Source organism: Spongiactinospora gelatinilytica, from assembly GCF_003236385.1.
Lineage (GTDB): Bacteria > Actinomycetota > Actinomycetes > Streptosporangiales > Streptosporangiaceae > Spongiactinospora > Spongiactinospora gelatinilytica.
In genome coordinates this window covers 24,137-48,189 of record NZ_POUA01000012.1, presented here as the reverse complement: position 1 = coordinate 48,189, position 24,053 = coordinate 24,137, and the positions used below count along the sequence as shown (strand labels likewise).

Genomic DNA, 24,053 nt, shown 5'->3' with positions numbered 1-24,053 from the left:
GACCACCCCCGACCACCCCGGGCCGCCCTCGGCTTCCCAAGCCGAGGGCGGCCGCCCGCTTCACACCCGCCTCCGGGCCCCGTCATGCCCGCATGTGATCTCCGTGCGTCCCGGCCCGATCACCTAGCGAGGTTCTGTGACGGCAAAGCAACGTTTTCCCTACCGCAAAGCGTCTAATGAATCGCAGGACGGTTCGGGGGGTTCTCGTTCTAGTCCGGCATTTCGGTTTTCGGCAGGACGGTGGTGATACGGAAATCACCCCGGCTGATGTTTCAGCCCGCCGTGTACCGGAAGGGGGACGCGGTGGTCCATGAGAAGAGGGGGTTTCCGGCTGTGCGCAAAGCTATTGCGCGGGGGGCGGTACGTCTGCTGGAGGCGGCCGACAGGCGCCGGGCGCGAAAGGCCCCGCCGCCGCAGATTCGCGACATCCGGATTTTGCTGCTACACGCCAACGGCATGGGCGGGACCATCAGGACGGTCATCAACCTGGCGGGGCAGCTCGCGGCCACGCACGACGTCGAGATCGTCAGCGTTCTGCGCGAGGCGGAGGAGCCTTTCTTCGCCATTCCGGAAGGGGTCCGGATCAGCTACCTCGACGATCGCCTGGGCGATGGCCCGGGGGGGCCGCTGCGCCGCCTGCTGTCGAGCAGGCCGAGCAGGCTGATCCCGAAGGAGGAGGCCGCCGCCCACCGCTTCACCTTGTGGACCGACCTGCTCCTGGTCCGCTACCTGCGCAGGCAGACGTCCGGCGTCGTGATCGCCACCCGCCCGGGCCTCAACCTCGTCACCGCCCGCTTCACCCACCCGGGGGCCATCACCATCGGGCAGGAGCACGTCGGCCTGAGCAGCCACGCCGAGCCCGTGCAGGCGCTGCTCAAACGGCGTTACCCCCGGCTGGACGCGCTGGTCGCCCTGACCAAGGCCGACCTTTCCGACTACCGTACGGCGCTGCGCCGCAAGCCGCGGGTGCTGACCCGCATCCCCAACTCGCTGCCGCCGCTGTCCGGCGGGCCGTCCACCCTCACGAGCAAGACCGTCGTGGCGCTGGGCCGGCTGACCAGGGTCAAGGGCTTCCACAAGCTGCTGGCCGCCTGGGAGCAGGTCGCCGCCGCCCATCCGGACTGGACGTTGAGCATCTACGGCGCGGGCAACCAGCAGGACAACCTCGCCGCCGACATCCGTGATCGCGGGCTGAGCGACAGCGCGTTCCTGATGGGTCCGGTCTCCGACGTCGGCCCGGCGCTGCAGGAGGCGTCGATCTTCGCGATGACCTCCCGGCACGAGGGCTTCTCCCTGACGATCCTGGAGGCGATGAGCAAGGGCCTGGCCATCGTCAGCTTCGACTCCCCGCACGGGCCGCGCGAGATGCTGACCGACCGGCACGACGCGCTGATGGTCAAGCCGCGCACTCCCGAGACCCTGGCCGAGCGGCTGTGCGAGGTGATCGAGGACGAGGAACTGCGCCACCGCCTCGGCCGGGCCGCTCTGGCGACGGTGCAGAAGTACGACGGCTCGGTGATCGGCGAGCAGTGGGAGGAACTGCTGGTCAAGCTGCTCGACAAGCGCAGGGCCGCCGCCTCCCCGGACCTCGGTCACGAGCCCGGCGCGGCGGCGGCCGAGCAGCCCCGGCCCGAGCCGGTGTCCGGCGCGGGCCGGTCCCGGCCGCGGCTGCCGGCCGGGCCCGCCGCCTCAGAGCTGTGACAGCGGCCCCAGTTCCACCGGCTCGGCGATCACGTCCACCAGGGCGCCGTTGCGCAGCACGGTGATCGGCAACGGGCGGCCGATGGTCTCGGCGAACATCAGCCGTTGCAGGCTCTGCGCGTCATCGACCGCCTGCCCTCCGGCGTTCAGCACCAGGTCGCCCGCGCGCGGTCCGGCCCGTGCGGCCGGGCTGCCCGGCACCACCTCCATCACCCGCAGCGCCGTACTCCGTCCGGTACGGCGGTGCAGGTGGTCGGGCAGCGGCGCGGGCGAGGCGACCAGCCCGAGGTAGGCGCGGCGGACCCGGCCGTCGCGCATCAGCGTGGCGATGATCGAACGCGTTATGGTGTTCACCGGCACGGCCAGCCCCAGCCCGACGCCGGCCACCGCGGTGTTGATCCCGACCACCTTGCCCTCGGCGTCGGCCAGCGCGCCGCCGGAGTCGCCGGGGTTGAGCGCCGCGTCGGTCTGGATGACGTCCTCGATCAGGCGTACGGCCGAGCCGCTGCGCGCGGGCAGCGACCGGCCGAGCGCCGACACCACGCCCGCGGTCACCGAGCCGGTCAGCCCGAGCGGATTGCCGACCGCCACCACCCACTGCCCGACGACCAGGCCGTCGCTGTCGCCGAGCACCGCGGGCTCGGGCGTGGCGCCTTCGGCCCGCACCACGGCCAGGTCCGACAGCGGGTCGGTCCCGACCACCTCGAAGTCGCCCGAGGCGCCGTCGGCGAAGGCGATGGTCCCCGCCCGGGACCTGCCCACCACGCGGGCGTTGGTCAGCATGAACCCGTCGTTGGTGAACACCACCGCCGAACCGCTCGTGGCGCTGGCGATGGTCGCCAGCGCCCTCATCACCAATCCCACCTGGGAGTGGGACATCGTGCGGCTGTGACGTGTGGCTGTTCCGGTCGGTGCCGCTCATCTTGCAACTGCTGTTCTGGTACAACCTGGCACTGCTGTACCCCCGGCTGTCGGTCGGCGTGCCGTTCGGGCCGGAGTTCTTCGACTTCGGCACCATGGACCTGATCACGCCTCTGACCGCGGCGGCGCTCGGGCTGGCCCTGCACCAGGCCGCCTACGCCGCCGAGATATCCGCGCCGAGAAGGTCGCCGCCATCGCGGCCAAGGTGCCCGAGGACATCGGGCTGCAACGGCGAGGGCACCCCGCCCCTGGTGTTCCCGGCCACCGACGACACCACGGTGATCGGGGTGGAGACCGACATCGCCCAGCTCGTGGCCGACGTGCTCGGCCTGGAGCTGGCTCCGGAGAACACCTCCTGGGAGGACCTGTTCCTGGCGGCCAAGTCCGGCAAGTACGAGGCGGTGTTCAACAACGTCACCGTCACCGAGGAGCGCAAGGACATCTACGACTTCGCCACCTACCGGATCGACCAGCTCGCCTGGCAGGTCGCCGCGAACAGCCCGATCAAGAAGATCGCCGAGCCCGCCGACATCGCCGGGCTGCGCGTCTCGGTCGGCGCCGGCACCAACCAGGAGAAGGTGCTGCTGGACTGGGACCGGCAGAACACGGCCGCCGGCCGCAAGCCCGCGGAGATCCTTTACTACGAGAAGTACGGCGATGTGCTGCTGGCGCTGAAGTCCGGCCGGGTCCAGGCGTACTTCGGGCCCAACCCGACGCTCGCCTACAACATCGCCGTCAGCGGCGACTCCCGGCTGGTGGGCACGTTCTCCGGGGCCGGGCCGGACCTGCAGGGGCTCATCGCGGCCATGACCAAGAAGGGCAACGGGCTGGTCGGGCCGCTGCAGGAGGCGCTGGCGACCGTCATCGAGAACGGGAAGTACGCGCAGGTGCTCGACCGCTGGGGGCTGGCCAACGAGGCGATCCCCAAGTCGGAGATCAACCCGCCCGGCCTGCCCCGCCAGACGCCCTGAGCGGCCCGCGCCGTCTTCAGCCGGTCAGTCGGTCCCAGACCTCGCGGTCGCGCTGCGGGGTCCAGATGCCCGGGCCGCTTCCATCGAGTTCTTCCCAGGCGCGCCAGGTGTCGAAGACCATGGCGTGCTCGAACACCGGCATGCCGCCGTAGACGGGCAGCAGGGCCTCGCGGGCCGCTACATATGCCTGCTCGACCGTGCCGCCGCGCGTCTTGATCTTCTGCACCGCGCCCATCAGCGTGCTGAGGAACTCCCGGGTCAGCTCGATGGCGCGCTGGGAGGCGGCGCGGCCGTGGGCGATCTCGCCGCGGCCGCCGACGAGGATGTCCACGTCGAGCGCCTTGACCCGGTCGAGCGTGGTGGTCATCCACTCCTGGTGGTAGGCGTCGCCGGTGTAGACGGCCGAGCCGTTCTCCACCAGGTCACCGGCGAACAGGACCTTGGACTTGGGCACGTAGGCGTAGATGTCGCCGGAGGTGTGCCCGTTGCCGCCCCAGGCCAGTTCGACGGTGCCGCGGTCGCCGCCCAGTTCGATCGACAGGTGGTCGTCGAAGGTGACGGTGGGCCAGGTGAGGCCGGGGATGGTCTCGTGGCCGGCGAACAGCCGCGGCATCCGGCCGAACTCGACGTCCCAGTCCTCCTTGCCGCGCTCGGTGATGAGCCGCCGGGTCTCGGTGTGCGTGATGATCTCCTGCGCGTCGAATCCGGCGGCGCCGAGCACGCGTACCGCGTGGTAGTGCGAAAGGACCAGGTACCTGACCGGCTTGTCGGTGTGCTCGCGCAACTGCTCAAGCCAGCGCCTGGCCATCACCGGGGTGGCGCGGGCCTCGAAGCAGACCAGGAAGTCCTCTCCTTCGATGGCGCCCACGTTGGGGTCGCCGCCCGTGGTCAGGGCGTACACGCCGTCGGCCAGGACCTCCAGGATCTCGGGCTTTTCCTCGGTGTCGGCGGTGGAGGCGAATGGCTTGGACACTGTGTGCTCCTCGTCTTTGTGGTGGTTGCTCAGGCGTGCCGCAGGCGGTCCAGCGCGGCGGTGTCCCACAGCATGCCGTGGCCGGGGCGGTCCGGCGGGGCCGCCACGCCTCCGCTGATCGGCAGCGTCTCGGCGAGCACCTCGTCGATCAGCGGGAAGTGCTCGATGTAGGCGCAGTTGGGGACGGCCGCCGCCAGGTTGACGTGCAGTTCCGGCAGGAAGTGCGGGGTGAGCACGGCGCCGAACACCTCGGCCACCGCGCTGATCCGCAGCCACTCGGTGACGCCGCCGCACAGCGGCACGTCGGGCTGAAGCACGGACGCGGCGCCCTCGCGCAGGTAGTGCGCGAACTCGTGACGGCCGTGCAGGTGCTCGCCGACCGCGATGGGGACGCCCTGGCGGGTGGCGAGCTGGGCGTGCCCTGCCAGGTCATCGGCGGGCAGCGGCTCTTCCATCCAGTAGACGCCCAGGTCGTCCAGGCGGCGGCCGAGCCACACGGCGGTGGGCAGGTCCAGCCGCTCGTTGCAGTCCACCATGATCCGCAGGTCGTCGCCCAGGGCCTCGCGCACGGCCCGTACCCGGGCGACGTCCTCCTCCGCGCGCCGGGCGCCCACCCGCAGCTTCACCGCGTCGTAGCCCTCGGCGACGTACGTGCGCGAGCCTTCGATCAGCTCCTCCACCGACATCGCGTGGGTGGAGCGGCCGCTGCCGTACACCGGAACGGTGTCGGTGTGCGCGCCGATGAACCGGTAGAGGGGCAGCCCGGCGCGGCGGGCGCGCAGGTCCCATACGGCGATGTCGGCGGCCGACAGCGCGGGCAGCGCCACGCCCTTGCCCAGCCTGCGGGTCGCGGCGGCGATCTCGTGCCAGCGGCGCGGCCAGGCGTCCAGCTCGGTGCCCTCGGCCTTCTCCTTGATCAGGCCGGTGAGCAGGGCATACAGCGCCTCGGCACCCCCGGTCAGGGCGTAGGTGAAGCCGGTGCCGGTGGCGCCTTCGTCGTCGGTGAGGGTGACGTGCAGCAGGTCGACCTGGGTGGCACCGGAGCCGCCGCGCCCCGCGCCGAGCGGGACGCGCACCCAGGACGTGCTCAGGCCGGTGATCGTCGGGCGGCTCACAGGACCTTCCCGATCCAGCCGATCAGGGCGTCGGCCATGACGGCGGTGAGTTCGGGCTGGCCGTTGAGGTAGTGACGGCCGCCCTCCACCGCGGTGAGCAGTTTGTTGTCGTGCGGGACCGCGTCGTGCAACTGGCGGGCATGGGAGGGGAAGCACGCCTGGTCGGCGGTGCCGTAGATGACGTACACGGGGACGTCCACGGACGCGAGCCGGGCCGGGCCGTCGCCGTGCGAGGTGCGGATGGACCACTGTGACAGCCAGGAGCGCAGGCTGGTCAGGTGGCCGAGGGTGGTGGGCCGCAGATTCGCCTCGTACGGCTCGCCCCACAGGGTGCCGGGCGCGCGGTCGGACGGGTCGATGGACAGGTCCACGTTGCGCGGGTCGGCGCAGGTGGCGTGAATTCTGATGGGCAGGTCGGTGACCTTGCCGTCGCCGCGCTCGGCCAGCTCGTACAGCTTGGCGATCACCGAGTCGGTGATCCGCTCGTTGCGCGCCCGCTGCGCGGCGCGGTAGCGGACCAGCCATTCCTCCGCGTACGGGGGGCCGTTGTGCGCGGCGAACATGTCCAGCTCGGGGTCGCGGTCGAAGGGGTCGTCCTCGTCGCGTACCGCGGGGTCGAGCCATTCGACCAGCAGGTTGGCCCGGCCGGGGTGGGCCATCAGCATGACCAGGGCGTCGGCCGGCGGCAGGTGGGCCTTGGTGAGGTCGGGGCCGCCGCCGTAGGGGGCGGCGGTGATGCTGGGGTGGCGGGCCTGCTCCTGGTAGAGGGCGACCAGGCCGCCGCCGCCGGAGTTGCCGACCAGGACGACCTTTTCGTATCCCTCGGCGCGCAGGTGGGTGATGACGGAGGCGATGTCGAGCACGCAGTTCTCCAGCAGCAGCACCGAGTCGTTGCCGAGGTAGCGGGTCGTCATGGCCACCGCGTCCACGCCGCGCTCGGCCCATGCGCCGAGCGCGTAGTGGCCGAGGAAGTTGGAGGAGGGGTGGACCACCACCACGGCGGTGTCGGCGCGCCGTCCGGGGTGCGCGCGTACCCGCGAGCACCACAAGACCCCGGCCATCCGCGCCACCCCGGAGTAGACCTCCGAGGCCGCGGCCGCCGTCCCGATGGGGACGGTGAGCAGCTCCCGCTCAGCCATGTTCCGACCACCTCACCTGCGTTCGATTAACGGTTAAGCTCACCATATATCGGTAACGTTCACCCTAGCGCACCCCCTGGCGTCTTGACAGTGGCCCGGGTGGCTTCCGAGGATGCGCCTAACACAAGCGCTCGAACTACGAACATGGCAACCGGATAACGGTTAAGGAGATGATGCCGTGCAATCGCTCAACGAGATCCTCGCCGCCAAGGCCGCGTCGGTACAGCGGCCCGAGGAGGCCAAGCAGGCCATCAACGAGGCGTTCGCCGAGATCGAGGCCGCCGGCCTAGTCCCGGGGCTGGAGATCGGAGAGAAGGCCCCCGACTTCGTGCTGCCCAACGCGTTGGGATCCAAAATACGGCTTTCGGACCGGCTCGCGGAGGGGCCGGTCGTCGTGATCTTCTATCGCGGCTCGTGGTGCCCGTACTGCAACCTTGAACTGGCCGCCTACCAGGCGGTTCTGCACGAGTTCCAGGAGGCGGGGGCGCGGCTGATGGCGGTGAGCCCCCAGTTGCCGGATGACGCGCTGTCCATGCAGGAAAAGCACGACCTGGCCTATGACGTGCTGTCCGACGCCGAGCAGGAGGTGATGGCGGCCTACCGGGTGAAGTTCGAGCTGCCCGAGAAGATCAAACCGCATCTGCTGGACGCCACCGCCGCCGCACTCGCCCGCCAGCAGCCCGACGGCCGGTGGAGCCTGCCGGTGCCCGCGACGTTCGTGCTGGACTCCACCGGCATCGTGCGGGCCCGGCACGTGACGATGAACTACCGGACCCGGATGGAACCCGGCGAAGCCCTGCGAGCCGTGCGCGAGATCCGCGCCGCCGCCGACTGACCTTCCTTCCCCACCCCCCCTGGGGGCGGCGAAACGGCCGTTTCGCCGCCCCCGCATCATTCCTGTTGCCATTTGGCCATCCTCTTGACACGCCAGATGGGCCACAGCACGATAGTCGCACAGTGTGACCGAATATCGGTTGCAGGTTGCTCTCTCCCCACGACCACCTCGTGATCTCTACTGCCCCGCGGCCACGCGTCTCCGACGGGACGCCGACCCGTACCGGTACGAAAGGGGACGCATGCCATCCCGCACGCTCCGTATGGCCGCCGCGCTGAGCGCGGCCACCCTCGCAATCACCACCGTGGCCGCCTGCTCCACCAAGGCCGAGACCAGTGCTAAGGACTCCGGTGGCATGCCCACGGGGCCCGGTGTGGACGGCTCCACCATCAACCTGGGCCTGCTCACCGACATCACCGGGCCGTTCGCCGCGATCGACAAGCAGCAGAACCTGGGAGTGAAGCTCTACTGGGACGCCAAGAACGCCGCGGGCGGCGTCTGCGACGGCCGCAAGGTCAACCTGGTGACCCGCGACCACGGCTATGACCCGCAGAAGGCGGTGTCGCTGTACTCGGACATGTCCCAGCAGGTCCTGGCCCTGCAGATCACCGTCGGCTCGCCGACCACCCTGGCCGTGCTGCCCAAGCTGGAGCAGGACAAGGTGCTCGCGGTGTCCATGGGCTGGTCCCCCAGCGTCAAGGACAGCGAGTCCATCATCATCCCCGGCACCACCTACGACATCGAGATGGTGAACGCGGTCGGCTACCTGATCGAGGAGAAGAAGCTGGCCAAGGGCGACAAGATCGGTTACATCTACCTCAAGGGCGACTACGGAGAGCCCGGCCTGGCGGGGGCCACCTTCGCCGCCGAGGCCAACGGCATCTCCGTGGTCGGCCAGCAGATCGACCCGACGGTCAGCGACCTTGCCGGGCAGGTCAAGCAGATGGCCGACGCGGGCGTCAAGGCGCTGTTCGTGAGCGCGTCCGGACGCCAGGTCTCCTCCGCGGCGGCCGTCGCCGACGTGGAGGGCCTGGACGTGCCGATCGTGGCCGCCGCCCCGGGCTTCTCCCCCGAGTCGCTGACCACCGGCGCGGGCACGGCCATGGAGAAGAACATGCTCGTGGTCGGCTCGGCCGCGCCGTTCGCCGGTGAGGGCGCCGGTCCGGAGCAGGTCAGGAACCTTTACGCCAAGTCCGGCGAGAAGTCGATCACCCCCAGCCTGTGGGTGACCCTCGGCTACGCGGCGGCCAGCGTGATGGACCAGGCCATCACCCAGGCGTGCGAGAACAAGGACCTCAGCAGGGAGGGCCTGTCCAAGGCGTTCCGGCAGAAGGGCTCCTACGACACCCAGCAGACCACCGTGCCGCTGGACTTCTCCAAGCCGGGCGTCTCGCCGTCCACCGAGACCTTCATCCTGAAGCCGTCCAAGGGCGCCGAGGGCGGCCTTGAGCTGGTCAAGAGCGGCTACACCGGCCCGGACACGGCGAAGTACCAGGCACGATGACCGGACGGGGTACTGACGAGCCGCTGCTGTCGGTGCGCGGCCTCGGGGTGCGCTACGGCGACGCGGTGACCGCCCTGCGAGACGTCAGCGTGGACGTCCCGCAGGGCGGCATCGTGGCGGTGCTCGGCAGCAACGGCGCCGGCAAGTCCACGCTGCTGCGCGCGATCTCCGGGGTGCTGACCCGCCAGGCCGGGCGGATGACCGGCGGCGAGATCAGGTTCGCCGGGGAGCGCATCGACGGCGTGGGCGCCGAGCGCCGGGTCAAGTCCGGCATCGTGCAGGTCCCCGAGGGACGCCGGGTCTTCGCCCATCTGACCGTCCAGGAGAACCTCCGCGCGGGCCGGTACGGCAACCCGAAGGGCAAACGGCCCGGCGACCTGGAACGGGTGTACGACCTGTTCCCCGTGCTCGGCGAGCGCCGCAGCCAGGCCGCGGGCCTGCTGTCCGGCGGCGAGCAGCAGATGCTGGCCATCGGGCGCGCTCTGATGGCCGAGCCCCGGCTGCTGCTGCTGGACGAGCCGTCGCTGGGCCTCGCCCCGAAGATCATCGACCGGATCGTGGACCTGCTGCGCGAGATTCACGGCCAGGGAACGGCGATGCTCGTCGTCGAGCAGAACGCGGCGGTCGCCCTGGAGCTGGCCGACCACGCCTATGTCCTTTCGGTGGGCGAGGTGGCGATCGAGGGTGCGGCCGAGCGCCTGCGCGGCGATGACCGGGTGCGCCGCCTGTATCTGGGCGGGGAACCCGACGAGGAGATCGCCGCCACCATCCCCGGCGACGTACGAGGAGGCATGCCATGACCGCGCCCGGCGCCCGCTTGCAGGTCAGCGACGTCACGGTCCGGTTCGCCGGGGTGACGGCGCTTTCCGGGGTCACCTTCACCGCCGAGCCCGGCACGATCCACGCGGTCATCGGCCCCAACGGCGCGGGCAAGTCATCCCTTTTCAACGTGCTGTCCGGGATCTACAAGCCCGCCGAGGGCAGCGTGCGGGTGGACGGCAGCGAGCTGATCGGGCTCGCGCCGCACCGGGTGACGGCTCTGGGCGTCGGCCGGGCGTTCCAGAACGCGTCCATGTTCGCCGGGCTGACCGTGGAGGAGAACCTGCTGCTCGGCCGGCACCGGCTGGGCAGGGGCGGGGTGTTCGCCGCCGGGCTGCGCCTGCCGTACGCCCGCCGCTCCGAGCGGGAGGCCAGGGCCAAGGTACGCGAGGTCGCCGAGTTCCTCGGCGTGGACCACCTGCTCGCGCTGCCCGCCGCCGAACTCCCCTACGGCGAGGCCAAGCGGGTGGACATCGCGCGCGCCCTGGCCACCGAGCCGCGGCTGCTGCTGCTCGACGAGCCGGCGGCCGGCATGCACACCCACGAGAAGGTCGAGGTCCGCGACACCATCCGCCGGATCGCCGCCGAACGGCAGATCACCGTCCTTTTGGTCGAACACGACATGGGACTGGTGATGGGCATCTCCGAGCAGGTCACCGTGCTGGACTTCGGCCAGGTCGTGACCACCGGACCGCCCGGCCGGGTGACCTCCGACGAAGCGGTCATCGCCGCCTACCTCGGCCGGGCCGGCGCCGCGCAAAAGGCACGTTCCGAGTCCCAGCCGCCATCCTAGGAGCCGGTTTCATGGCACAACTTCTCTCGATGCTGGTGGAGGGCGCGTCACTCGGTGCCGTCTACGCGCTCGTCGCCCTGGGCATCGTCGTCATCTACAAATCGTCCAGCGTGGTCAACTTCGCCCAGCCCAGCCTGCTGATGTTCGGCACGTACGTGACGGCCAGCGCCTACAGCCTGCACGGGCTGTCGTTCTGGGTGGCGCTTCCGCTGGGCGTGGCCGCCGCCGCGGTCCTGGCCGTGCTGGTCGACCGGGTGCTGGTCGCCAGGTTCCGCAGGACGCAGGCGGTGGTCGCGGCGAGCATCATGACCATCGGCGTGGACGTGGTGCTGCTGACCGAGGTCGACCGGCGGATCGGCTCGCAGATCCTCACCACGGGCGACCCGTGGGGCAACGAGGTGGTGCGGTTCCTGGGCATCGGTGTGGCCGAGGCGCGGATCGCCGCGCTGGTCGTCAGCGCGCTGCTGCTGGTGCTGTTCCAGCTGTGGCTGCACCGCAGCGATTTCGGCGTGGCGATGCGGGCCACGGCCGAGGACCCCGAGACGGCCTCGCTGATGGGCATCCGGCTCGGCCGGGTGTCGGCGACGGCGTGGGCCGTGGCCGGGGCGCTGGCGGTGTGCGCGGGCCTGTTCATCGTGGCCTATCCGAGCCCGGGGCTGGACACCTCGGTCGAGGCCGTGGCGCTGCGCGCGCTGCCCGCGGCGATCATCGGCGGGCTGGACTCCACCACCGGCGCCATCGCCGGCGGGCTGCTGGTCGGGCTGAGCGAGGTCCTGGTCCGCGGGTACGGCGAGCACCTGGCCTTCCTCGGCCAGGGCTTCGAGGAGGCCGCGCCGTACGTGCTGATGCTGGTGGTATTGCTGGCCAGGCCCGCCGGGCTGTTCGGGATACGGGAGGCGGTCCGTGTTTAAGGCGGCGTTGACCTCTTCCAAGCAGGCGCGTGCGGGTGTCCGCTGGCGGGTGCCCGTGGCGGTCGTGGCGGGTGTGGTCCTGCTGGCGATCCCCCTGTACGCCGACCGGTTCTGGCTCAACCTCGGGTCCTTCGCCTTCGCCGCCGCCATCGGCGCGGTCGGGCTGATGATCCTGGTCGGGCGGGTGGGCCAGCTCTCCCTGGCGCACTCGTTCTTCCTGGCCGTGGGCGCCTATGGGTACATCTGGCTCAGTTCCCCGGCGACGGAGGAATCCTGGGGCCTCGGGTTGCCCAGCCTGGCCGCAGCGGTGGTCGCGGTGGCGCTCGCCGGGCTGGCGGGGCTGGCCTTCAGCCCGCTGGCCGGCCGGTTGAAGGGCATCTATCTGGGTGTCGCCTCACTGGCGCTGGTCTTCATCGGCCAGCACGTGCTGTTCACCGCCGAGCCGCTGACCGGCGGCTACAACGGGCGCAACGTGCCGGAGCTGAGCATCGGCTCCTTCCAGGTGTTCGGCGTCGAGCCGGAGTTGTCGTTGTTCGGGGTGCCGCTGCGCCAGGCCGAGCGCGGGTGGTACGTCACGCTGCTCATCTTGGCGCTGACCACGGTGTTCGCCGTGCTGGTGCTGCGCAGCCGGGTGGGCAGGGCGTTCGCGGCGATCCGCGACGGCGAGGTGCACGCGGCGGCGCTGGGCGTGCGGGTGGCCCGGTACCGATCGGTCGCCTTCACGCTGTCGAGCGTGTACGCGGGCCTGGCCGGGGTGTTGCTGGCGCTGCTGTTCGAGCGGGTGGTGCCCGAGTACTGGGACCTGTTCCTGTCGCTGGAGTACCTGGCGATGGTGGTGATCGGCGGGCAGGCGTCGGTCGCCGGGGCGATCGCCGGAGCGGCGTTCGTGTCCTCGCTGCCGTTGCTGCTGCAGCGCTACAGCGATGCGATCCCGGGCATGGGCGGCGCGGTGTCCAACTTCGGGCCCGCCTACGTCGCGCAGATCCTCTACGGCGGGATGATCGTGCTCATCCTGTTCTACGAGCCCAAGGGCCTGGCGGCGCTGGCCACCCGGGCGCGCAAGGCGCTGACGCCGCGCCGTCCCGTGGCCGCCGACCGCACACCGGCCGCCTGAGGCTCCGGAGGCCGCTCGCGCTCCGGACGGCGAAGGGCCCCGCGACCGTGGTCGCGGGGCCCTTGGGCGAGACCGGGCGGGCGGTCACCCGCCGATGTCGACGCCGGCGCCGCGGGCCCATGACCACGCGTAGCCGGGGTCTTCCGCCTCGCTCAGGTCGGGCCCGAGGTCGAGCGGCCGGAAGGTGTCCACCATGACCGCGTACTCCTCGGTCCTGGCCACCTTCAGGCTCTTTTCCGCGCTGCCCGGCTGCGGGCCGTGGATGTAGCCGGCGGGGTGCAGGGAGATGGACCCCATGCCGATGCCCGTGCCCGCGCGGCTCATGAAATCGCCGCCGCAGTAGAACAGCACCTCATCGGAGTCGACGTTGGCGTGGTTGTAGGGGACCTTCACCGCGTCGGGGTGGTAGTCGAACATGCGCGGCACGAAGGAGCAGATGACGAAGCCCGGTCCTTCGAAGGTGATGTAGGTCGGCGGCGGCAGGTGCAGCGCGCCGGTGGAGGGGGTGAAGTCGCGGATGGACAGCGCGTAGGGGTAGTTGTAGCCGTCCCAGCCGACCACGTCGAAGGGGTGGAAGGCGTAGCTGTAGCGGGTGACGCCGCGCCGGTGCCTGACGTAGACCTCGGCCGGCCCCTCGGCGGAGGTCAGCTCCTCCGGGCCGCGGATGTCGCGCTCGTTGAACGGCGAGCCGTCCAGGAACTGCCCGAACGGCGACATGAACCGCTTGGGCGGCCTGATGTGCCCGCCTCCGGACGCGGTCACCACGAACAGCCGCAGCTCATCGCCGAGCAGCCGCCAGCGGTGCGTCGTGGAGGTGGGGATGACCACGTAGTCGCCGTCGCCGACCGGCATCCGGCCGTAGGAGGACTCCAGCACCGCCGAGCCGGACTCGACGTAGACCAGTTCGTCGCCGACCGCGTTGCGGTACAGGGGGCTGTCGGTGTCGGCGGCGACGTAGGAGATCGTCACCTCGGAGTTGCCCATCAGGACCCGCCGGTCCAAAATCGGGTCCCCGCCCGGTTTGTACGCGTGGGTGCGCAGGTGCCGGGGCAGCAGCGGGTCGTTGGGGCTCAGCGGCCCGCCGCCGTCGGCGTGGCTTTCGGCCGCGGTGATGGCGGTCGGGATCTTGCGGTGGTACAGGAACGACTGGGTCCAGGTGAACCCTTCCTCGCCCTGCATCTCCTCGTGGTAGAGGGCGCCGTCGGCGCCGCGGAACTGGGAGTGCCGCTTACGCGGCACCTCTCCCAGACGCCTGTAGTAGACCATGCCCACCTCAATCCAAGATCGAGTTTTGTACGTGTTCGATTATCGGTGATAGAGTTCGTATATCGGCGATCCTCGCGTATAGGAAGGACGGTTGTCAATCGCCCGGAGACGCGAAAAGGCCCCGGTGCCCGCTCGGGGCTCCGGGGCCGTGATGCCCGCGCTCGGCGCGGGCGCGGGCTCAGGTCAGGCCGATCGCGATGTTCCTGGCCAGCGCGATCACCTCGCCGGCCAGCACCTTCTCGTCGTGCTTGCGCTCTTTGGGGATGACCACGCCGACGCTGGCGTCACACCAGCCGTTGACCACGATCGGGGCGGCGATGCCGGTGAAGTTGGGGACCAGTTCGCCGGTGGTGACCACGTACCCCTGCTTGCGTCCCTGGGTGACCTTGTCGCGCTCACCGGCCTCGGCCGGGCGGCCGGCCAGGATGGCGATGCCGGTGGCGGCGGTGCCCAGCGGGTGGCGCGAGCCGGTGCGCAGGCCGATGTGGAAGCTGGCCCGCTTGGGCTCGACCGAGGCCAGCGTGACGGCGCCGTCCCCGTCGGCCACGTGCATGACCGCGGTGGCGTCGAGCCGTTCGGCGATCTCGGTGAGCAACGGCCCCGCCACGACCATGAGATTCTGCGACACCTGGCGCGCCAGCGTGAACAGGCCCATGCCCAGCAGGTACCGTCCCTCACGGGTGCGCCGGACGAAGCCGCGGCGCAGCAGGGTCGCCAGCAGCCGGGCGGCGATGGAACGGTGGACACCGAGCCGGGCGGCGGCCTCGGTCGGCGACAGGCCCTGGTCCGGGTCCGCCTCGGCGAGGATCTCCAACAGGCGCAGCCCCCGATCGAGCGTCTGCGCGATCTCGCCAGGTCGGGCTGGTTCCTCGGTCACGGCTCACTCCCAGGAGAAACGACGGGATTACAGTCTGTCGAAAATCGGGGCCCGTGAGCGATTATCGCGCACTGCGCGGTCCTACGCCAACATGAGTCGCGCCGCACCCCTTGAAGTCCGGCCGCGAACAAGGCACGCTATGTGCAATAGCCGGTCACAATAACCGAATATCGGTCAAGTCGGAGGTGGCGATGGTTCTGCCGGACAACTCAGGTTCTTCCCCCCACGTGGTCATCGTGGGCGCGGGCCCCGTTGGCATGGCCACCGCACTCCTGCTCGCCCGGCAGAACGTGCGCTCGGTGTTGCTGGAACGCCGTGAACAGCCGAGCTGCCGCCAATCGCGGGCCGTCACCGTGCAGCGCGACATCCTCGCGCTGTACGACCGCCTCGGCCTGGCGGATGAGATCGTCAATGATGGAGCGAGCTGGTCGCTTGGTCGCACATACTACGGTGACCAGGAGATACTCCAGCTCAGGTTCCCCCCGCACGGCGAGGAGATCTACCCGCCGTTCGTGAACTTCCCGCAGTTCCGCATCGAGGAGATGCTCTACGACGCGGCTCTCGCGACCGGCCTGGTGGACATCCGGCTGGGGCGCGCCGTGGGCGGCCTGGAGCAGGACGACTCCGGCGTGCGGGTCACCGCGGCGGGCCCCGACGGGCCGGAGACCTACACCGGCGCCTACCTCGTCGCGGCCGACGGCATCGGCAGCGGCGTACGGCGCCGCCTGGGCATCACCTTCGACGGCTGGCAGACCAAGGGCCGCTTCCTGGTCGCCGACTTCGAGGCCGACCTGCCCTTCGAGCGGGAGCGGCGGCTGTGGTTCAACCCGCCCTTCCACCCCGAGGGGATCGTGCTCATGCACGGGGTGACCCGCAAGCTGTGGCGGCTGGACTGGCAGATCCCGCTGGACGCCGACGCCGAGACGCTCACCGAGCCCGGGCGGGTGGCGGCGCGGATCGCCACCGTGATCGGCGACCACCCGGTGCGCGTGGTCCGCAGCAACACCTACACCTTCCAGCAGTGCCGGGCCTCGGCGTTCCGCAGTGGCCGCGTGTTCCTGGTCGGCGACGCCGCCCACGTCGTCTCGCCGTTCGGCGCCCGCGGCATGAACAGCGGCATGGAGGACGCGGAGAACCTGGCCTGGAAGCTCGGGTTCGTGCTCAACGGCAAGGCCGGCCCCGCGCTGCTGGACAGCTACGAGGCCGAGCGGGCCGCCGCGGCCGATCACAACCTGGCGGTGACCGGGGCGTCCATGAAGTTCATGACCCCCGACGACGAGTCCGGCCGCCAGGTGCGCGACGCCGCCCTCGCGGCGGCCCTCGCGGACCCCGGCCAGGCGCACCGGGTGGACTGCGGCAAGCTGTACGAGCCGTTCCCCTACCACGACTCGGCGCTGACCGCCCAGGCCCTGCTGCCCGCTCCCCGGGTGCGGCCCGGTGCGCCGCTGCCCGACCTGCGCTGCGTCGACGGCAGCCGTACCACCACGCTGCGCGCCGCGATGGCGGGTGAGGTGACCCTGCTGGCCGTGCCCGGCCGCAACGGCCTGGTCTCCGGCCTGAGCACCGAACTCGACGCCATCGCGGCCCCCGCCTGGGTCCGCCGCTCCATCCTGGCCCCCGCCACCAGCGGGACCGGCGTGCTCACCGTGCTGTCGGATGAGATGTGGGACATCTACGCCGATGAGCAGGACGTCGTCTACCTCGTGCGCCCCGACTGCTACGTGGCGGCCGTCGTCCCGCTGGACGGCACCCCCGTCGACTTCGGCGCGCTGACCGCCCAGGCGTCCAACGCCGCCGGCTGACCGCCACCCCCGCCTACGACAAGGAGCAGCATCATGATCGACAGCAGTGCCGTGGCCGAGATCTCCCGGGTGAGCGTGCAGGCCGCGCCCGGGCGTACCAAGCTGGTCACCGTGCCGTTGGACGGGCAGGTGCCGATGGGCATGCACGGCGGGGTGGCCGAGCACTACAAGGTGCCGCTCGACACCATCGAGCCGCACGCCACCACACTGGACTACCTGGTCGGTGCCACCGCCGGATGCCTGACCGGCACGCTGTCGGGCATGCTGGCGCGGCTCGGCCAGCCGACCACCGACGGCGCGCTGACCTCCGACGCCGAGGGGGTCATCGTCAAGGACGGCGGGGTCCTGCGGATCGCCGCCGTCCACGTGCGCTACCGGCTGCGCCTGGCCGAGGGCGTGGACCGCGCCGAGGTGGAACGCGCCCACGACCGGCACACCCGGCACTGCCCCATCGCCCGGACCATCGGCGGCTGCGTGGAGATCACCACCGCCTTGGAGACCGTCTGACCCTCCCCGGTGGCGGGCGGGTCAGTTGACGCAGTCCTGGGTGTGCAGGCCCAGCGCCATCTCGTAGACCTTCCCCTTGCCGATCAGGAACGAGTAGTAGGCCTTCGGGTTGCCCGGGACCGTGACGTACGGGAAGCCGCCGGCCGCCCTCTTCACCTTGGGGTAGGCCTTCTTGATCTGCTTGTAGGTGGACCCCAGGCCGATGCCCTCCTTGGTCTTGACGCCCTTGGGCGCGAAGATCACCGCGACGCCGCGCTTCTTGGATATGTACAGGCCGACGGCGTCGCGGCCGGTGGGATAGGACTTCAGGTCCCAGCCGCTGCAACCGGGCGCGCCGCCCTGCTTGTAGGTGATCTTGCCGCCGGCCTTGGCGGCCTTGGCGCTCACCCCGAGTTTCACTCCCGCGAAGCCGGTCGGCCCGAACACCGGGCGCACGGCCTGTGCGTGCGCGGGGCCCGCGGCCAGGGCCGTGGCAAGGCCCGCCGCCACCAGCGCGGCAAGGGCAGGATGGGCGATCATGTGCATGTTCATGCCCCGTTGGACGACCGAAGAGGCCATCTGGTTCGCAGCCCGCCCGCTCAGCCGACGTGGACGATGGGGCGGCAGGTCGCGTCGGGTTCGGCCTGGCGCAGGACCTCACGGGTCAGCGGCGGGATGTCGCCGCCGCCGAAGACGAGGTAGCGCAGCAGGGAACCGATCGGGTTGCCTTCGGCGGCCCAATGGAAGTAGACGTGCGGGGTCTTGCCGGTCAGGTCGCGCAGGTGGAGCAGCAGGGCGGCGATGGAGTTGGCGACCGTGGTGCTGTGCATGCGCAGGATGCGAAAGCCGTGGCGTTCCTCGCCGGTGACCCGCAGCTCGCCCGCGAACTCCGAGGCGTCGGGAACGGTGACCTCCAGGAACAGGAGCCCTTCTGCGGTGCGCAGCCGGTGCAGCTCCCACGCCTCGCGGGCCTTGTCGATGTACTCCTTGGCGTCGCGGCCGTGGGGTTCGTTGGCGATCAGGTAGATCTCGGCCGACTCGTTGATGAAGCGGCGGGCCGCGTCGTCCAGGCTGATGCGGGTGACGCGCAGTTCGGTGGAGCGGGTGGCGCGGGAGATGAGCGAGACGGCCACGATGGCCAGGACGAACAGCAGGGCGATGACCAGCCCGTCGGGGCGTTCGATGATGTTGGCGACGGCGGCGTAGGCGAAGACCAGGGTGATCAGCCCGAACAGGACGGCGGCCCGGGTGCGGCGCCGGACCAGGGCCGACAGGGTGACCGCGACGGCGGCCGACAGGATGAGGGCCAGCACGCCGGTGGCGTAGGCGCCGCCCTGGGTCTCCACCTCCGCGCCGAAGAACACGGTGATGCCGAAGGCGATGGCGGTGAAGACCAGGACCATGGGGCGCGAGGCGCGGGTCCAGTCGGGGGCCATGCCGTACCGGGGCAGGTAGCGCGGCACGATGTTGAGCAGGCCGGCCAGCGCCGAGGCTCCGGCGAACCACAAGATGGCGATGGTGGACAGGTCGTAGGCGGTGCCGAACCAGTCGCCCAGGTAGAGGTGGGCGAGGTAGGCCAGCGCGCGGCCGTTGGCCGACCCGCCCTCGGCGAACTCGGCGGGTGGGATGAGCACGGTGGTGGCGAGGCTGGAGGTGATCAGGAAGACGCTCATGATGAGCGCGGCCGTGGTCAGCAACTTGCGCGCGCCCTTGACCCGCTCGGTGAGGTCGCCTTTGACCAGCGGCATGACCGCCACCCCGGTCTCGAAGCCGGAAAGGCCCAGGGCGAGTTTCGGCATCACGTACAGCGCGACCGCGACCATGGCGATCGGGCTGGTGTAGTCGGTGCTCAGCGTGTTCTGCCAGCCTGCCACCCGTTCCGGCGCGGCCAGCACGTGCGCCACCGCCGTGCCCACCACGATCAGGTTGAACAGCAGGTAGACGGCGACCAGGACGACGGCCACGGAGATCGCCTCGCTGAACCCCGCCAGGAACACCCCGCCGAGGGCCGCGATCAGCACCAGGGTGATCGGGACCTGCCATCCGGCCAGGAAATGCGGCACGAACGGGTTGTGCAGGATGTGCGCGGAGGCATCGGCCGCCGACAGGGTGATGGTGACGATGAAGGCGGTGGCCACGAACCCGAGCAGGAACAACACCAGCAGCTTGCCGCGCCAGCCGGGCAGCAGCCGCTCCAGCATCGACAGCGATCCGAGCCCGTGCGGGCTCTGCCCGGCCACGGCCCGGTAGGTCGGCAGCGCGCCGAAGAGGGTCAGCGCCACCAAGACCAGCGTGGCGATGGGGCTGAGCGCGCCCGCGGCCAGCGCGGCGATGCCCGGCTGGTAGCCCAGCGTGGAGAAGTAGTCCACGCCCGTCAGGCACATGACCTGCCACCAGGAGTGCTGATGTTCGGGAGCCTCCTCCTCAGGTGGTGCGCTGGTCAGCCCTTCGGGACGCTTGAGACCCTTCAGCAGCCACCGCCGCATCCTTCGCTCCGGAAGCGCGTCGGCCACCGGGTCACCTCCGCTACTGGCACAAGTAAGACGAATGCACGCTACTGAGCCCGCAGGGGCGTCCCGCGTGATCATGGCGTCAAGAAAACGTCAATATTCGTCAGCGCGGATCGGCAGCCGGCCCGGCCGCCTCCGGGTCAATCGGCCCAGCCGGATTGCAGGAGGTCGAAGATGGCGTGCAGCGCGGCCGGCGGATCGGGCTCGGCGCCCGCGATCTCGGGGATCTCCAGGATGTAGCGGGCGAGGGCGCGCACGGTCAGGTCGCCGGGGACGCGGCAGCTCTCGGCGGCGATCCACAGCTTGCGCGAGTAGTCCCGCAGGGCGGGCGTGCTGACGATCAGGTCGCGTTTGCGCCGCAGGTCGGGCGGCAGGTCTGCGGCGAAGGGCCCCGGGCCGCCAGGCAGCGGCGCAGGGCCGCCAGCACCGGCATGCCCGGGGGGCGCTCGCGGACCGCGGCCACCAGCCATGCACCGCGTTCGTCGCCGTCGTCGAAGATCAGCGCTTTCTCGCCGTCCGGCACGTGCGCGAACAGGGTGGCGATGGAGACGTCGGCCTCGTCGGCGATCTGCGCGACGGTGACGCCGTCGTAGCCGCGCTCGCCGAACAGCCGCAGCGCGGCCTCCGAGAGCGCCCGGCGGGTCTGTGCCTTCTTGCGCTCGCGGCGTCCCGTCGTCGGCAAAAGCCGAGGCCGCGCGGGTCGCGATCCGCGCCCGCCTCCCCGGCGCGGACGTCCGCCACGTCCGCCTGGATCTCGCCGCCCCCTCCTCGGTCGAGGCCTGCGCCGGCACGCTGGGGCTGGACGGGCTGGATCGGCTGGATCGGCTGGACGCGGTCGTCTGCAACGCCGGAGTACTGCTGGACCGGCGGCCCCGGCGCGAGACCGCGGCCGGCCACGAGCTGATGTTCGCCACCAACCACCTGGGGCACTTCGCGCTGGTCTCCCACCTCGCCCCGTTGCTGGCGGCCGCGCCCGCGAGCCGCGTGGTGACCACCGGCAGCTTCACCGCGAAGTCCGAAAGCCTGGACCTGGCCGATCCGCAGAGCACGCGCGACTACCGGCCCAAACGCGCCTACGTGCGATCCAAGCTCGCCCAGATGCTCTTCGGGCGTGGCCCGCCGTCCGGGCCGTCCTGGACCCGGACGTGCGCGGCGGCGAGCTGTACGGGCCCCGCGTGTTCGGGTTCCGCGGCCGGCCGGTCCTCGAACCGGTCCGCGGCCACCTGGCCGACACCGCGCTCGCGGCGCGTCTGTGGGACCTCACCGCCGGCCTCACCGGCCTGGACCCGATCCCGGGTTTCACGCGTCCCTGACGCCGGCCGCCCATTCGCCCGCGTGGTCGTCGGCGAACTCGGCGAAGGGCCGGGGCGGGCGGCCGGTCAGGTCCAGCACCGCCGTGCTGACCATGTCCTCCCGGCCGGACCTGAGATCGGCGTCCACGGCGGCCAGGGCGGCGGCGAACCCGGCCGGCACCCCGGCGGCCCGGTAGTCGCCCGCCACCGCCTCGGCGTCGACGTCGACCACCCGGATCGGCCGGCCGGTGCGCACCAGATACACCCGGTCCATCCCGCGCAGCGCGGCCTGGTGGGTGGCCGTGTCGTGCCAGTCGAACCGGACCGCGCCGGGGTCGCCGACGGGCGGGGTACGGGCGGCCACGCGGACCGGCACTCCGTTGCCGCGCAGCAGTTCCACCAGCGGGCCGCCGCCCAGTTGCGCGCGGCGGGCGCCCGCTACCCGGCCGAACGCGTGCTCGGCGAGCTGGTCAACGAGTACGCCGCGCACAGCCCGCAGTTCGCGGCGAGCTGGCGCGAGCACGACGTACGGCCCGTAGCGACGCTGCGCAAACGCCTGCGCCACCCCGAGCTGGGCGAACTCGACCTGGACTGCCAGACCCTGCTGGTGCCGGGCACCGATCTGCGGCTGGTGCTCTACACCGCGCAGCCGGGCGGTCCGAGCGCCGCCGCGCTCGCCCGCCTGCCCACCTGAGGTGGGAACGCTCCACCCGCGGCTTTTGGCACCGCCCGCGGGTGGAGCGGGGTTCCTCGTTCAGCAGGGACGGCTGTGGCAGCCGTTCGCGCCGGGCGGCGGGCAGGGCGCCGCGGGGACGGCGCAGATCGTCACCTCGTCGGCCGCGTCGCCGGTCGGACCGGCCTCGTTCGCGGTCGCGGTGGCGGCGTTGCGGATCGGTCCCGGCTCGGTGACCTTGGCCAGCAGCGTGAGTGTGGCGCTCTGGCCCACGGAGAGGGCGCCGACGGTCCAGGTGCCGCTCGCGGCGTCGTAGCCGCCCGCGGTGGCGGTCGCCGAGATCAGCGCCAGCCCCTCGGGCAGCGGGTCGGTGACGGTGACGCCGGTGGCGTCGGATGGGCCGGTGTTGGTGACGGCAACGTGGAAGGTGACGGTCTCGCCGACGGTGACCTTGACCCGGTCGGCGGCCTTGACCAGCCTGAGTTCGGCCAGGGGCGCGATCTTGGTGGCCGTGGGGTTGGAGGTGGAGGTCAGGTGTTCGACCTCGTCGCCGAGCGCGTTGTCGTAGGTGGCGACGGCCTGGTTCTCGATCGTGCGCCCGGCCGCCGCGCGCTCGATCCGTACCCGGAACTCCACCGTGGTGCCCTCGGGGGCCTCCTGGGTGGAGGCGAGGGTGCCTCCCGCCGAATCGGTGGCCCCCACGCCGAGGTTGAAGGTGACCCGGCCGGTGGCCTCGTCGACGTACGCCTGGTCGTCGCCGACCCGGTCGCTCTTGCCTCCCTCGTTGGGGCCGTCGATGATCCGCAGGCTGCCGGGGACATAGCTGGTGCCCTCAGGAACGGTGTCGGTGAGCACCAGACGGCTGGCCGGGGAGCCGCCCTCGTTCCTGGCGGTGACCCGGTAGGTGATGGTGTCGCCGACCTCCAGCTCGCCGCCGGGCACGGCGCTCTTGGTGAGAACCACGGACGGTGCCGTCCCGAACACGATGCCGTCCAGGAAGTTGCCGATGCTGTTGTTGCCGCCGGCGGCGGAGACCGAGCGGAACGCGAAGCGGGTGACGGTCTGCCCATCCGGAACGGTGTACTTGCCGGAGTAGTGCCCCCAGGCATCGTTCCCGTCGGTCATCCGGGCCTGTTCCACCGGGTCCTCCGGGTGCCCGATGTCCAGGGCCATGGTGTCGGCGCCGAGCCGGCCGCGGTGCGACAACCTCCAGTACAGCGTGGTGCCCGGGGTGGTGGGCAGGTCCTGGTAGAGCGTGGAGACCTGGTGGGCGTTGAGTTCGGCGAACTGTCTCCCGTCGGCGGCGGGGACCCCGTTGAAGCCGTCCCGCCAGACCTCGATGACGTGGTCGCTGGCGGTCGTGCGCCAGCCGGGCACCGAGTTCGGCTGGTTCTGTGCGGCGTCGGGCAGGAAAGCCATGTCACTATTGAGCACGGGCTGCTCGAAGCTGCCGTTGACCAGCGCGATGTGCTGCCCACCACCGCCGGGAACGGGGTTCTGTGATAACGCCACGGAAAAATCCTTTCTGCCACACAAGATGGTCGATACTTCCTGTGGTACATTAACAACGCTGCGTGATCGACCGGCGGCGCGCGTACCGAGATGACCTCCGTTCACAAAATGGGGAAAATGGCACGGTGCAAGCCGGATGCAAGGGTGGCGTACACCGGGCCGAAGGGCCGCTGGACGAACGACTCCACCATGATCTGTGACGAGAGGTACTGTCAAGGGCGCATAACGTAGCGAAATGGATCGTGTTTTCCCATGGCGCGCTGTGTTATCCCGGTGATACGTGTACCGGGCAGGCGGGGACCCGGAGGACGGCGGCCGGGAAAGGGGGTTCAGGCCGGTGAATAGGTGAGGCAGTTGGCGGCGCTCTCCACGTAACCGACGCTGATCCCCGGAGCATGGCATTCGAACTGGCTGTTGTGCCGGCAGCCGGCCATCTTGCACGCGCCGACCTGACCGATGCCCAGGGGATCGCCTCCCTTGGCCGGAGTTCTGAAGAAGGTGTCGCAGTGGGCATGCCGGACGTCGCCCACGGTGATGGCCAGCGCGTGACAGGCGCCCTCGGTGTTGTAGGCGCACTCTTCTACTTCGCATGCGTTGATGACAGGCATTTCCATGGAAATTCCCGTAGTGAGGTAAAGCCGGTGGGCGGTCCCCCTGAAACCGCTCAGAAAATGCTGCCCTGGCCTCCGGCGATCCACTCCGAAGCCCATGAAACGGAGGTGAAATCTTAGCATTCCCCATGGCCGCGCGGCTCCGGCGGCCCGGTGATCTACCACCGGGCTGGCATCGGCGTAGGCCGGTGCGAGCCCGGGCGTCGATAGGGCCCTGAGCTGGGCAGA

Annotated in this window: 24 protein-coding genes and 1 pseudogene; 13 read left to right on the top strand and 12 right to left on the bottom strand. The window is 70.8% G+C overall.

The features are described 5' to 3' along the window. The first annotated feature begins 333 nt into the window (after positions 1-333). The gene (locus C1I98_RS03125; RefSeq protein ID WP_233507103.1) at positions 334-1,701 is read left to right on the top strand and encodes a glycosyltransferase family 4 protein; all 1,368 of its coding nucleotides are present in this window, start codon (positions 334-336) and stop codon (positions 1,699-1,701) included. On the opposite strand, the gene C1I98_RS03120 is transcribed toward C1I98_RS03125, so the two are convergent. Further along, positions 1,690-2,553 carry a S1C family serine protease gene (locus C1I98_RS03120; RefSeq protein WP_233507104.1) on the bottom strand — a complete coding sequence of 288 codons (864 nt, stop codon included), beginning with the start codon at positions 2,551-2,553 and terminating at the stop codon, positions 1,690-1,692. The genes C1I98_RS03125 and C1I98_RS03120 overlap by 12 nt on opposite strands. Before the next feature lie 41 nt (positions 2,554-2,594). Here C1I98_RS03120 and C1I98_RS03115 point away from each other — a divergent pair, with 41 nt between their 5' ends. Continuing rightward, positions 2,595-3,593 (top strand): ABC transporter substrate-binding protein, encoded by a 999-nt coding sequence (locus C1I98_RS03115; protein ID WP_199536688.1) that lies wholly within the window; start codon positions 2,595-2,597, stop codon positions 3,591-3,593. Positions 3,594-3,609: 16 nt separating this feature from the next. Here C1I98_RS03115 and C1I98_RS03110 read toward each other — a convergent pair whose 3' ends face one another. The 3 genes from C1I98_RS03110 to C1I98_RS03100 are packed head-to-tail and all read right to left on the bottom strand — an operon-like array spanning position 3,610 to position 6,820. Beyond that, complete coding sequence (locus C1I98_RS03110; protein WP_111165526.1) at positions 3,610-4,566, bottom strand: MBL fold metallo-hydrolase; 957 nt, start codon at positions 4,564-4,566, stop codon at positions 3,610-3,612. A 29-nt stretch (positions 4,567-4,595) separates the two neighbouring features. Continuing rightward, positions 4,596-5,681 carry a mandelate racemase/muconate lactonizing enzyme family protein gene (locus tag C1I98_RS03105; protein WP_158557890.1) on the bottom strand — a complete coding sequence of 362 codons (1,086 nt, stop codon included), beginning with the start codon at positions 5,679-5,681 and terminating at the stop codon, positions 4,596-4,598. After that, complete coding sequence (locus C1I98_RS03100) at positions 5,678-6,820, bottom strand: alpha/beta fold hydrolase (protein WP_111165524.1); 1,143 nt, start codon at positions 6,818-6,820, stop codon at positions 5,678-5,680. Before C1I98_RS03100 ends, C1I98_RS03105 begins: the two co-directional genes overlap by 4 nt. 178 nt (positions 6,821-6,998) lie before the next feature. Here C1I98_RS03100 and C1I98_RS03095 point away from each other — a divergent pair, with 178 nt between their 5' ends. The 6 genes from C1I98_RS03095 to C1I98_RS03070 all read left to right on the top strand — a co-directional run bounded on the left by C1I98_RS03095 (position 6,999) and on the right by C1I98_RS03070 (position 12,796). Next, positions 6,999-7,655 carry a peroxiredoxin-like family protein gene (locus C1I98_RS03095; protein ID WP_111165523.1) on the top strand — a complete coding sequence of 219 codons (657 nt, stop codon included), beginning with the start codon at positions 6,999-7,001 and terminating at the stop codon, positions 7,653-7,655. A gap of 241 nt (positions 7,656-7,896) precedes the next feature. Next, on the top strand, positions 7,897-9,159 hold the full coding sequence (locus C1I98_RS03090) for an ABC transporter substrate-binding protein (RefSeq protein ID WP_111165522.1): 1,263 nt from the start codon (positions 7,897-7,899) through the stop codon (positions 9,157-9,159). Next, positions 9,156-9,959 (top strand): ABC transporter ATP-binding protein, encoded by an 804-nt coding sequence (locus C1I98_RS03085; protein WP_111165521.1) that lies wholly within the window; start codon positions 9,156-9,158, stop codon positions 9,957-9,959. The genes C1I98_RS03090 and C1I98_RS03085 overlap by 4 nt, the downstream gene beginning before the upstream one ends. Then, a complete protein-coding gene (locus tag C1I98_RS03080) occupies positions 9,956-10,771 on the top strand; it encodes an ABC transporter ATP-binding protein (protein ID WP_111165520.1) in 816 nt (271 codons plus the stop codon). The genes C1I98_RS03085 and C1I98_RS03080 overlap by 4 nt, the downstream gene beginning before the upstream one ends. A gap of 11 nt (positions 10,772-10,782) precedes the next feature. Further along, on the top strand, positions 10,783-11,682 hold the full coding sequence (locus C1I98_RS03075; RefSeq protein ID WP_111165519.1) for a branched-chain amino acid ABC transporter permease: 900 nt from the start codon (positions 10,783-10,785) through the stop codon (positions 11,680-11,682). Between the two features lie 7 nt (positions 11,683-11,689). Beyond that, a complete protein-coding gene (locus C1I98_RS03070) occupies positions 11,690-12,796 on the top strand; it encodes a branched-chain amino acid ABC transporter permease (protein ID WP_158557889.1) in 1,107 nt (368 codons plus the stop codon). A gap of 84 nt (positions 12,797-12,880) precedes the next feature. On the opposite strand, the gene C1I98_RS03065 is transcribed toward C1I98_RS03070, so the two are convergent. Beyond that, positions 12,881-14,062, bottom strand: coding sequence for a homogentisate 1,2-dioxygenase (locus C1I98_RS03065; RefSeq protein ID WP_111165534.1), 1,182 nt, complete (start codon positions 14,060-14,062; stop codon positions 12,881-12,883). A 178-nt stretch (positions 14,063-14,240) separates the two neighbouring features. Next, positions 14,241-14,939, bottom strand: a complete 699-nt coding sequence (locus C1I98_RS03060) for an IclR family transcriptional regulator (RefSeq protein ID WP_111165517.1) — start codon at positions 14,937-14,939, stop codon at positions 14,241-14,243. Between the two features lie 191 nt (positions 14,940-15,130). On the opposite strand from C1I98_RS03060, the gene C1I98_RS03055 reads away from it, so the two are divergent. Both C1I98_RS03055 and C1I98_RS03050 read left to right on the top strand, forming a co-directional pair. Beyond that, positions 15,131-16,741 (top strand): FAD-dependent monooxygenase, encoded by a 1,611-nt coding sequence (locus C1I98_RS03055; protein WP_146607260.1) that lies wholly within the window; start codon positions 15,131-15,133, stop codon positions 16,739-16,741. A 33-nt stretch (positions 16,742-16,774) separates the two neighbouring features. Then, the gene (locus tag C1I98_RS03050; RefSeq protein WP_111165515.1) at positions 16,775-17,248 is read left to right on the top strand and encodes an OsmC family protein; all 474 of its coding nucleotides are present in this window, start codon (positions 16,775-16,777) and stop codon (positions 17,246-17,248) included. A gap of 21 nt (positions 17,249-17,269) precedes the next feature. Here the strand turns inward: C1I98_RS03050 and C1I98_RS03045 are convergent, their stop codons facing one another. The 3 genes from C1I98_RS03045 to C1I98_RS43535 all read right to left on the bottom strand — a co-directional run bounded on the left by C1I98_RS03045 (position 17,270) and on the right by C1I98_RS43535 (position 20,419). Next, positions 17,270-17,767: a hypothetical protein gene (locus C1I98_RS03045; RefSeq protein WP_233507093.1), complete on the bottom strand. Its 498-nt coding sequence runs from the start codon at positions 17,765-17,767 to the stop codon at positions 17,270-17,272. 59 nt (positions 17,768-17,826) lie between these two features. Further along, entirely contained in the window at positions 17,827-19,740 is a 1,914-nt protein-coding gene (locus tag C1I98_RS03040) for an APC family permease (protein ID WP_233507092.1), read from the bottom strand. Between the two features lie 337 nt (positions 19,741-20,077). Then, positions 20,078-20,419, bottom strand: a complete 342-nt coding sequence (locus C1I98_RS43535) for a TetR/AcrR family transcriptional regulator (protein WP_233507090.1) — start codon at positions 20,417-20,419, stop codon at positions 20,078-20,080. On the opposite strand from C1I98_RS43535, the pseudogene C1I98_RS45505 reads away from it, so the two are divergent. Then, positions 20,383-20,694: pseudogene (locus C1I98_RS45505) on the top strand (hypothetical protein); the annotation flags it as partial. The gene C1I98_RS43535 and the pseudogene C1I98_RS45505 overlap by 37 nt on opposite strands. A 188-nt stretch (positions 20,695-20,882) precedes the next feature. After that, entirely contained in the window at positions 20,883-21,050 is a 168-nt protein-coding gene (locus C1I98_RS43530; protein WP_233507089.1) for a hypothetical protein, read from the top strand. Here the strand turns inward: C1I98_RS43530 and C1I98_RS43525 are convergent. Continuing rightward, complete coding sequence (locus C1I98_RS43525; protein WP_233507088.1) at positions 21,037-21,519, bottom strand: Rossmann-fold NAD(P)-binding domain-containing protein; 483 nt, start codon at positions 21,517-21,519, stop codon at positions 21,037-21,039. The genes C1I98_RS43530 and C1I98_RS43525 overlap by 14 nt on opposite strands. Here C1I98_RS43525 and C1I98_RS43520 point away from each other — a divergent pair. Continuing rightward, positions 21,448-21,723 carry an MmyB family transcriptional regulator gene (locus C1I98_RS43520; protein ID WP_233507087.1) on the top strand — a complete coding sequence of 92 codons (276 nt, stop codon included), beginning with the start codon at positions 21,448-21,450 and terminating at the stop codon, positions 21,721-21,723. The genes C1I98_RS43525 and C1I98_RS43520 overlap by 72 nt on opposite strands. 60 nt (positions 21,724-21,783) lie before the next feature. Here C1I98_RS43520 and C1I98_RS03015 read toward each other — a convergent pair whose 3' ends face one another. Then, positions 21,784-23,214 (bottom strand): CLIPPER-2 domain-containing protein, encoded by a 1,431-nt coding sequence (locus tag C1I98_RS03015; protein ID WP_199536686.1) that lies wholly within the window; start codon positions 23,212-23,214, stop codon positions 21,784-21,786. Between the two features lie 329 nt (positions 23,215-23,543). Continuing rightward, positions 23,544-23,924 carry a DUF1540 domain-containing protein gene (locus tag C1I98_RS03010; RefSeq protein ID WP_233507085.1) on the bottom strand — a complete coding sequence of 127 codons (381 nt, stop codon included), beginning with the start codon at positions 23,922-23,924 and terminating at the stop codon, positions 23,544-23,546. Positions 23,925-24,053 lie beyond the last annotated feature (129 nt).

Bases quoted from the DNA above. Each gene is read 5' to 3' on its own strand.
- C1I98_RS03080 (WP_111165520.1), top strand. From the start codon at position 9,956: ATGACCGCGCCCGGCGCCCGCTTGCAGGTCAGCGACGTCACGGTCCGG.
- C1I98_RS03065 (WP_111165534.1), bottom strand. From the start codon at position 14,062: ATGGTCTACTACAGGCGTCTGGGAGAGGTGCCGCGTAAGCGGCACTCC.
- C1I98_RS03090 (WP_111165522.1), top strand. From the start codon at position 7,897: ATGCCATCCCGCACGCTCCGTATGGCCGCCGCGCTGAGCGCGGCCACC.
- C1I98_RS03050 (WP_111165515.1), top strand. From the start codon at position 16,775: ATGATCGACAGCAGTGCCGTGGCCGAGATCTCCCGGGTGAGCGTGCAG.
- C1I98_RS03100 (WP_111165524.1), bottom strand. From the start codon at position 6,820: ATGGCTGAGCGGGAGCTGCTCACCGTCCCCATCGGGACGGCGGCCGCG.
- C1I98_RS03010 (WP_233507085.1), bottom strand. From the start codon at position 23,924: ATGGGCTTCGGAGTGGATCGCCGGAGGCCAGGGCAGCATTTTCTGAGC.
- C1I98_RS03055 (WP_146607260.1), top strand. From the start codon at position 15,131: ATGGTTCTGCCGGACAACTCAGGTTCTTCCCCCCACGTGGTCATCGTG.
- C1I98_RS03120 (WP_233507104.1), bottom strand. From the start codon at position 2,553: ATGAGGGCGCTGGCGACCATCGCCAGCGCCACGAGCGGTTCGGCGGTG.
- C1I98_RS03085 (WP_111165521.1), top strand. From the start codon at position 9,156: ATGACCGGACGGGGTACTGACGAGCCGCTGCTGTCGGTGCGCGGCCTC.
- C1I98_RS03045 (WP_233507093.1), bottom strand. From the start codon at position 17,767: ATGATCGCCCATCCTGCCCTTGCCGCGCTGGTGGCGGCGGGCCTTGCC.
- C1I98_RS03075 (WP_111165519.1), top strand. From the start codon at position 10,783: ATGGCACAACTTCTCTCGATGCTGGTGGAGGGCGCGTCACTCGGTGCC.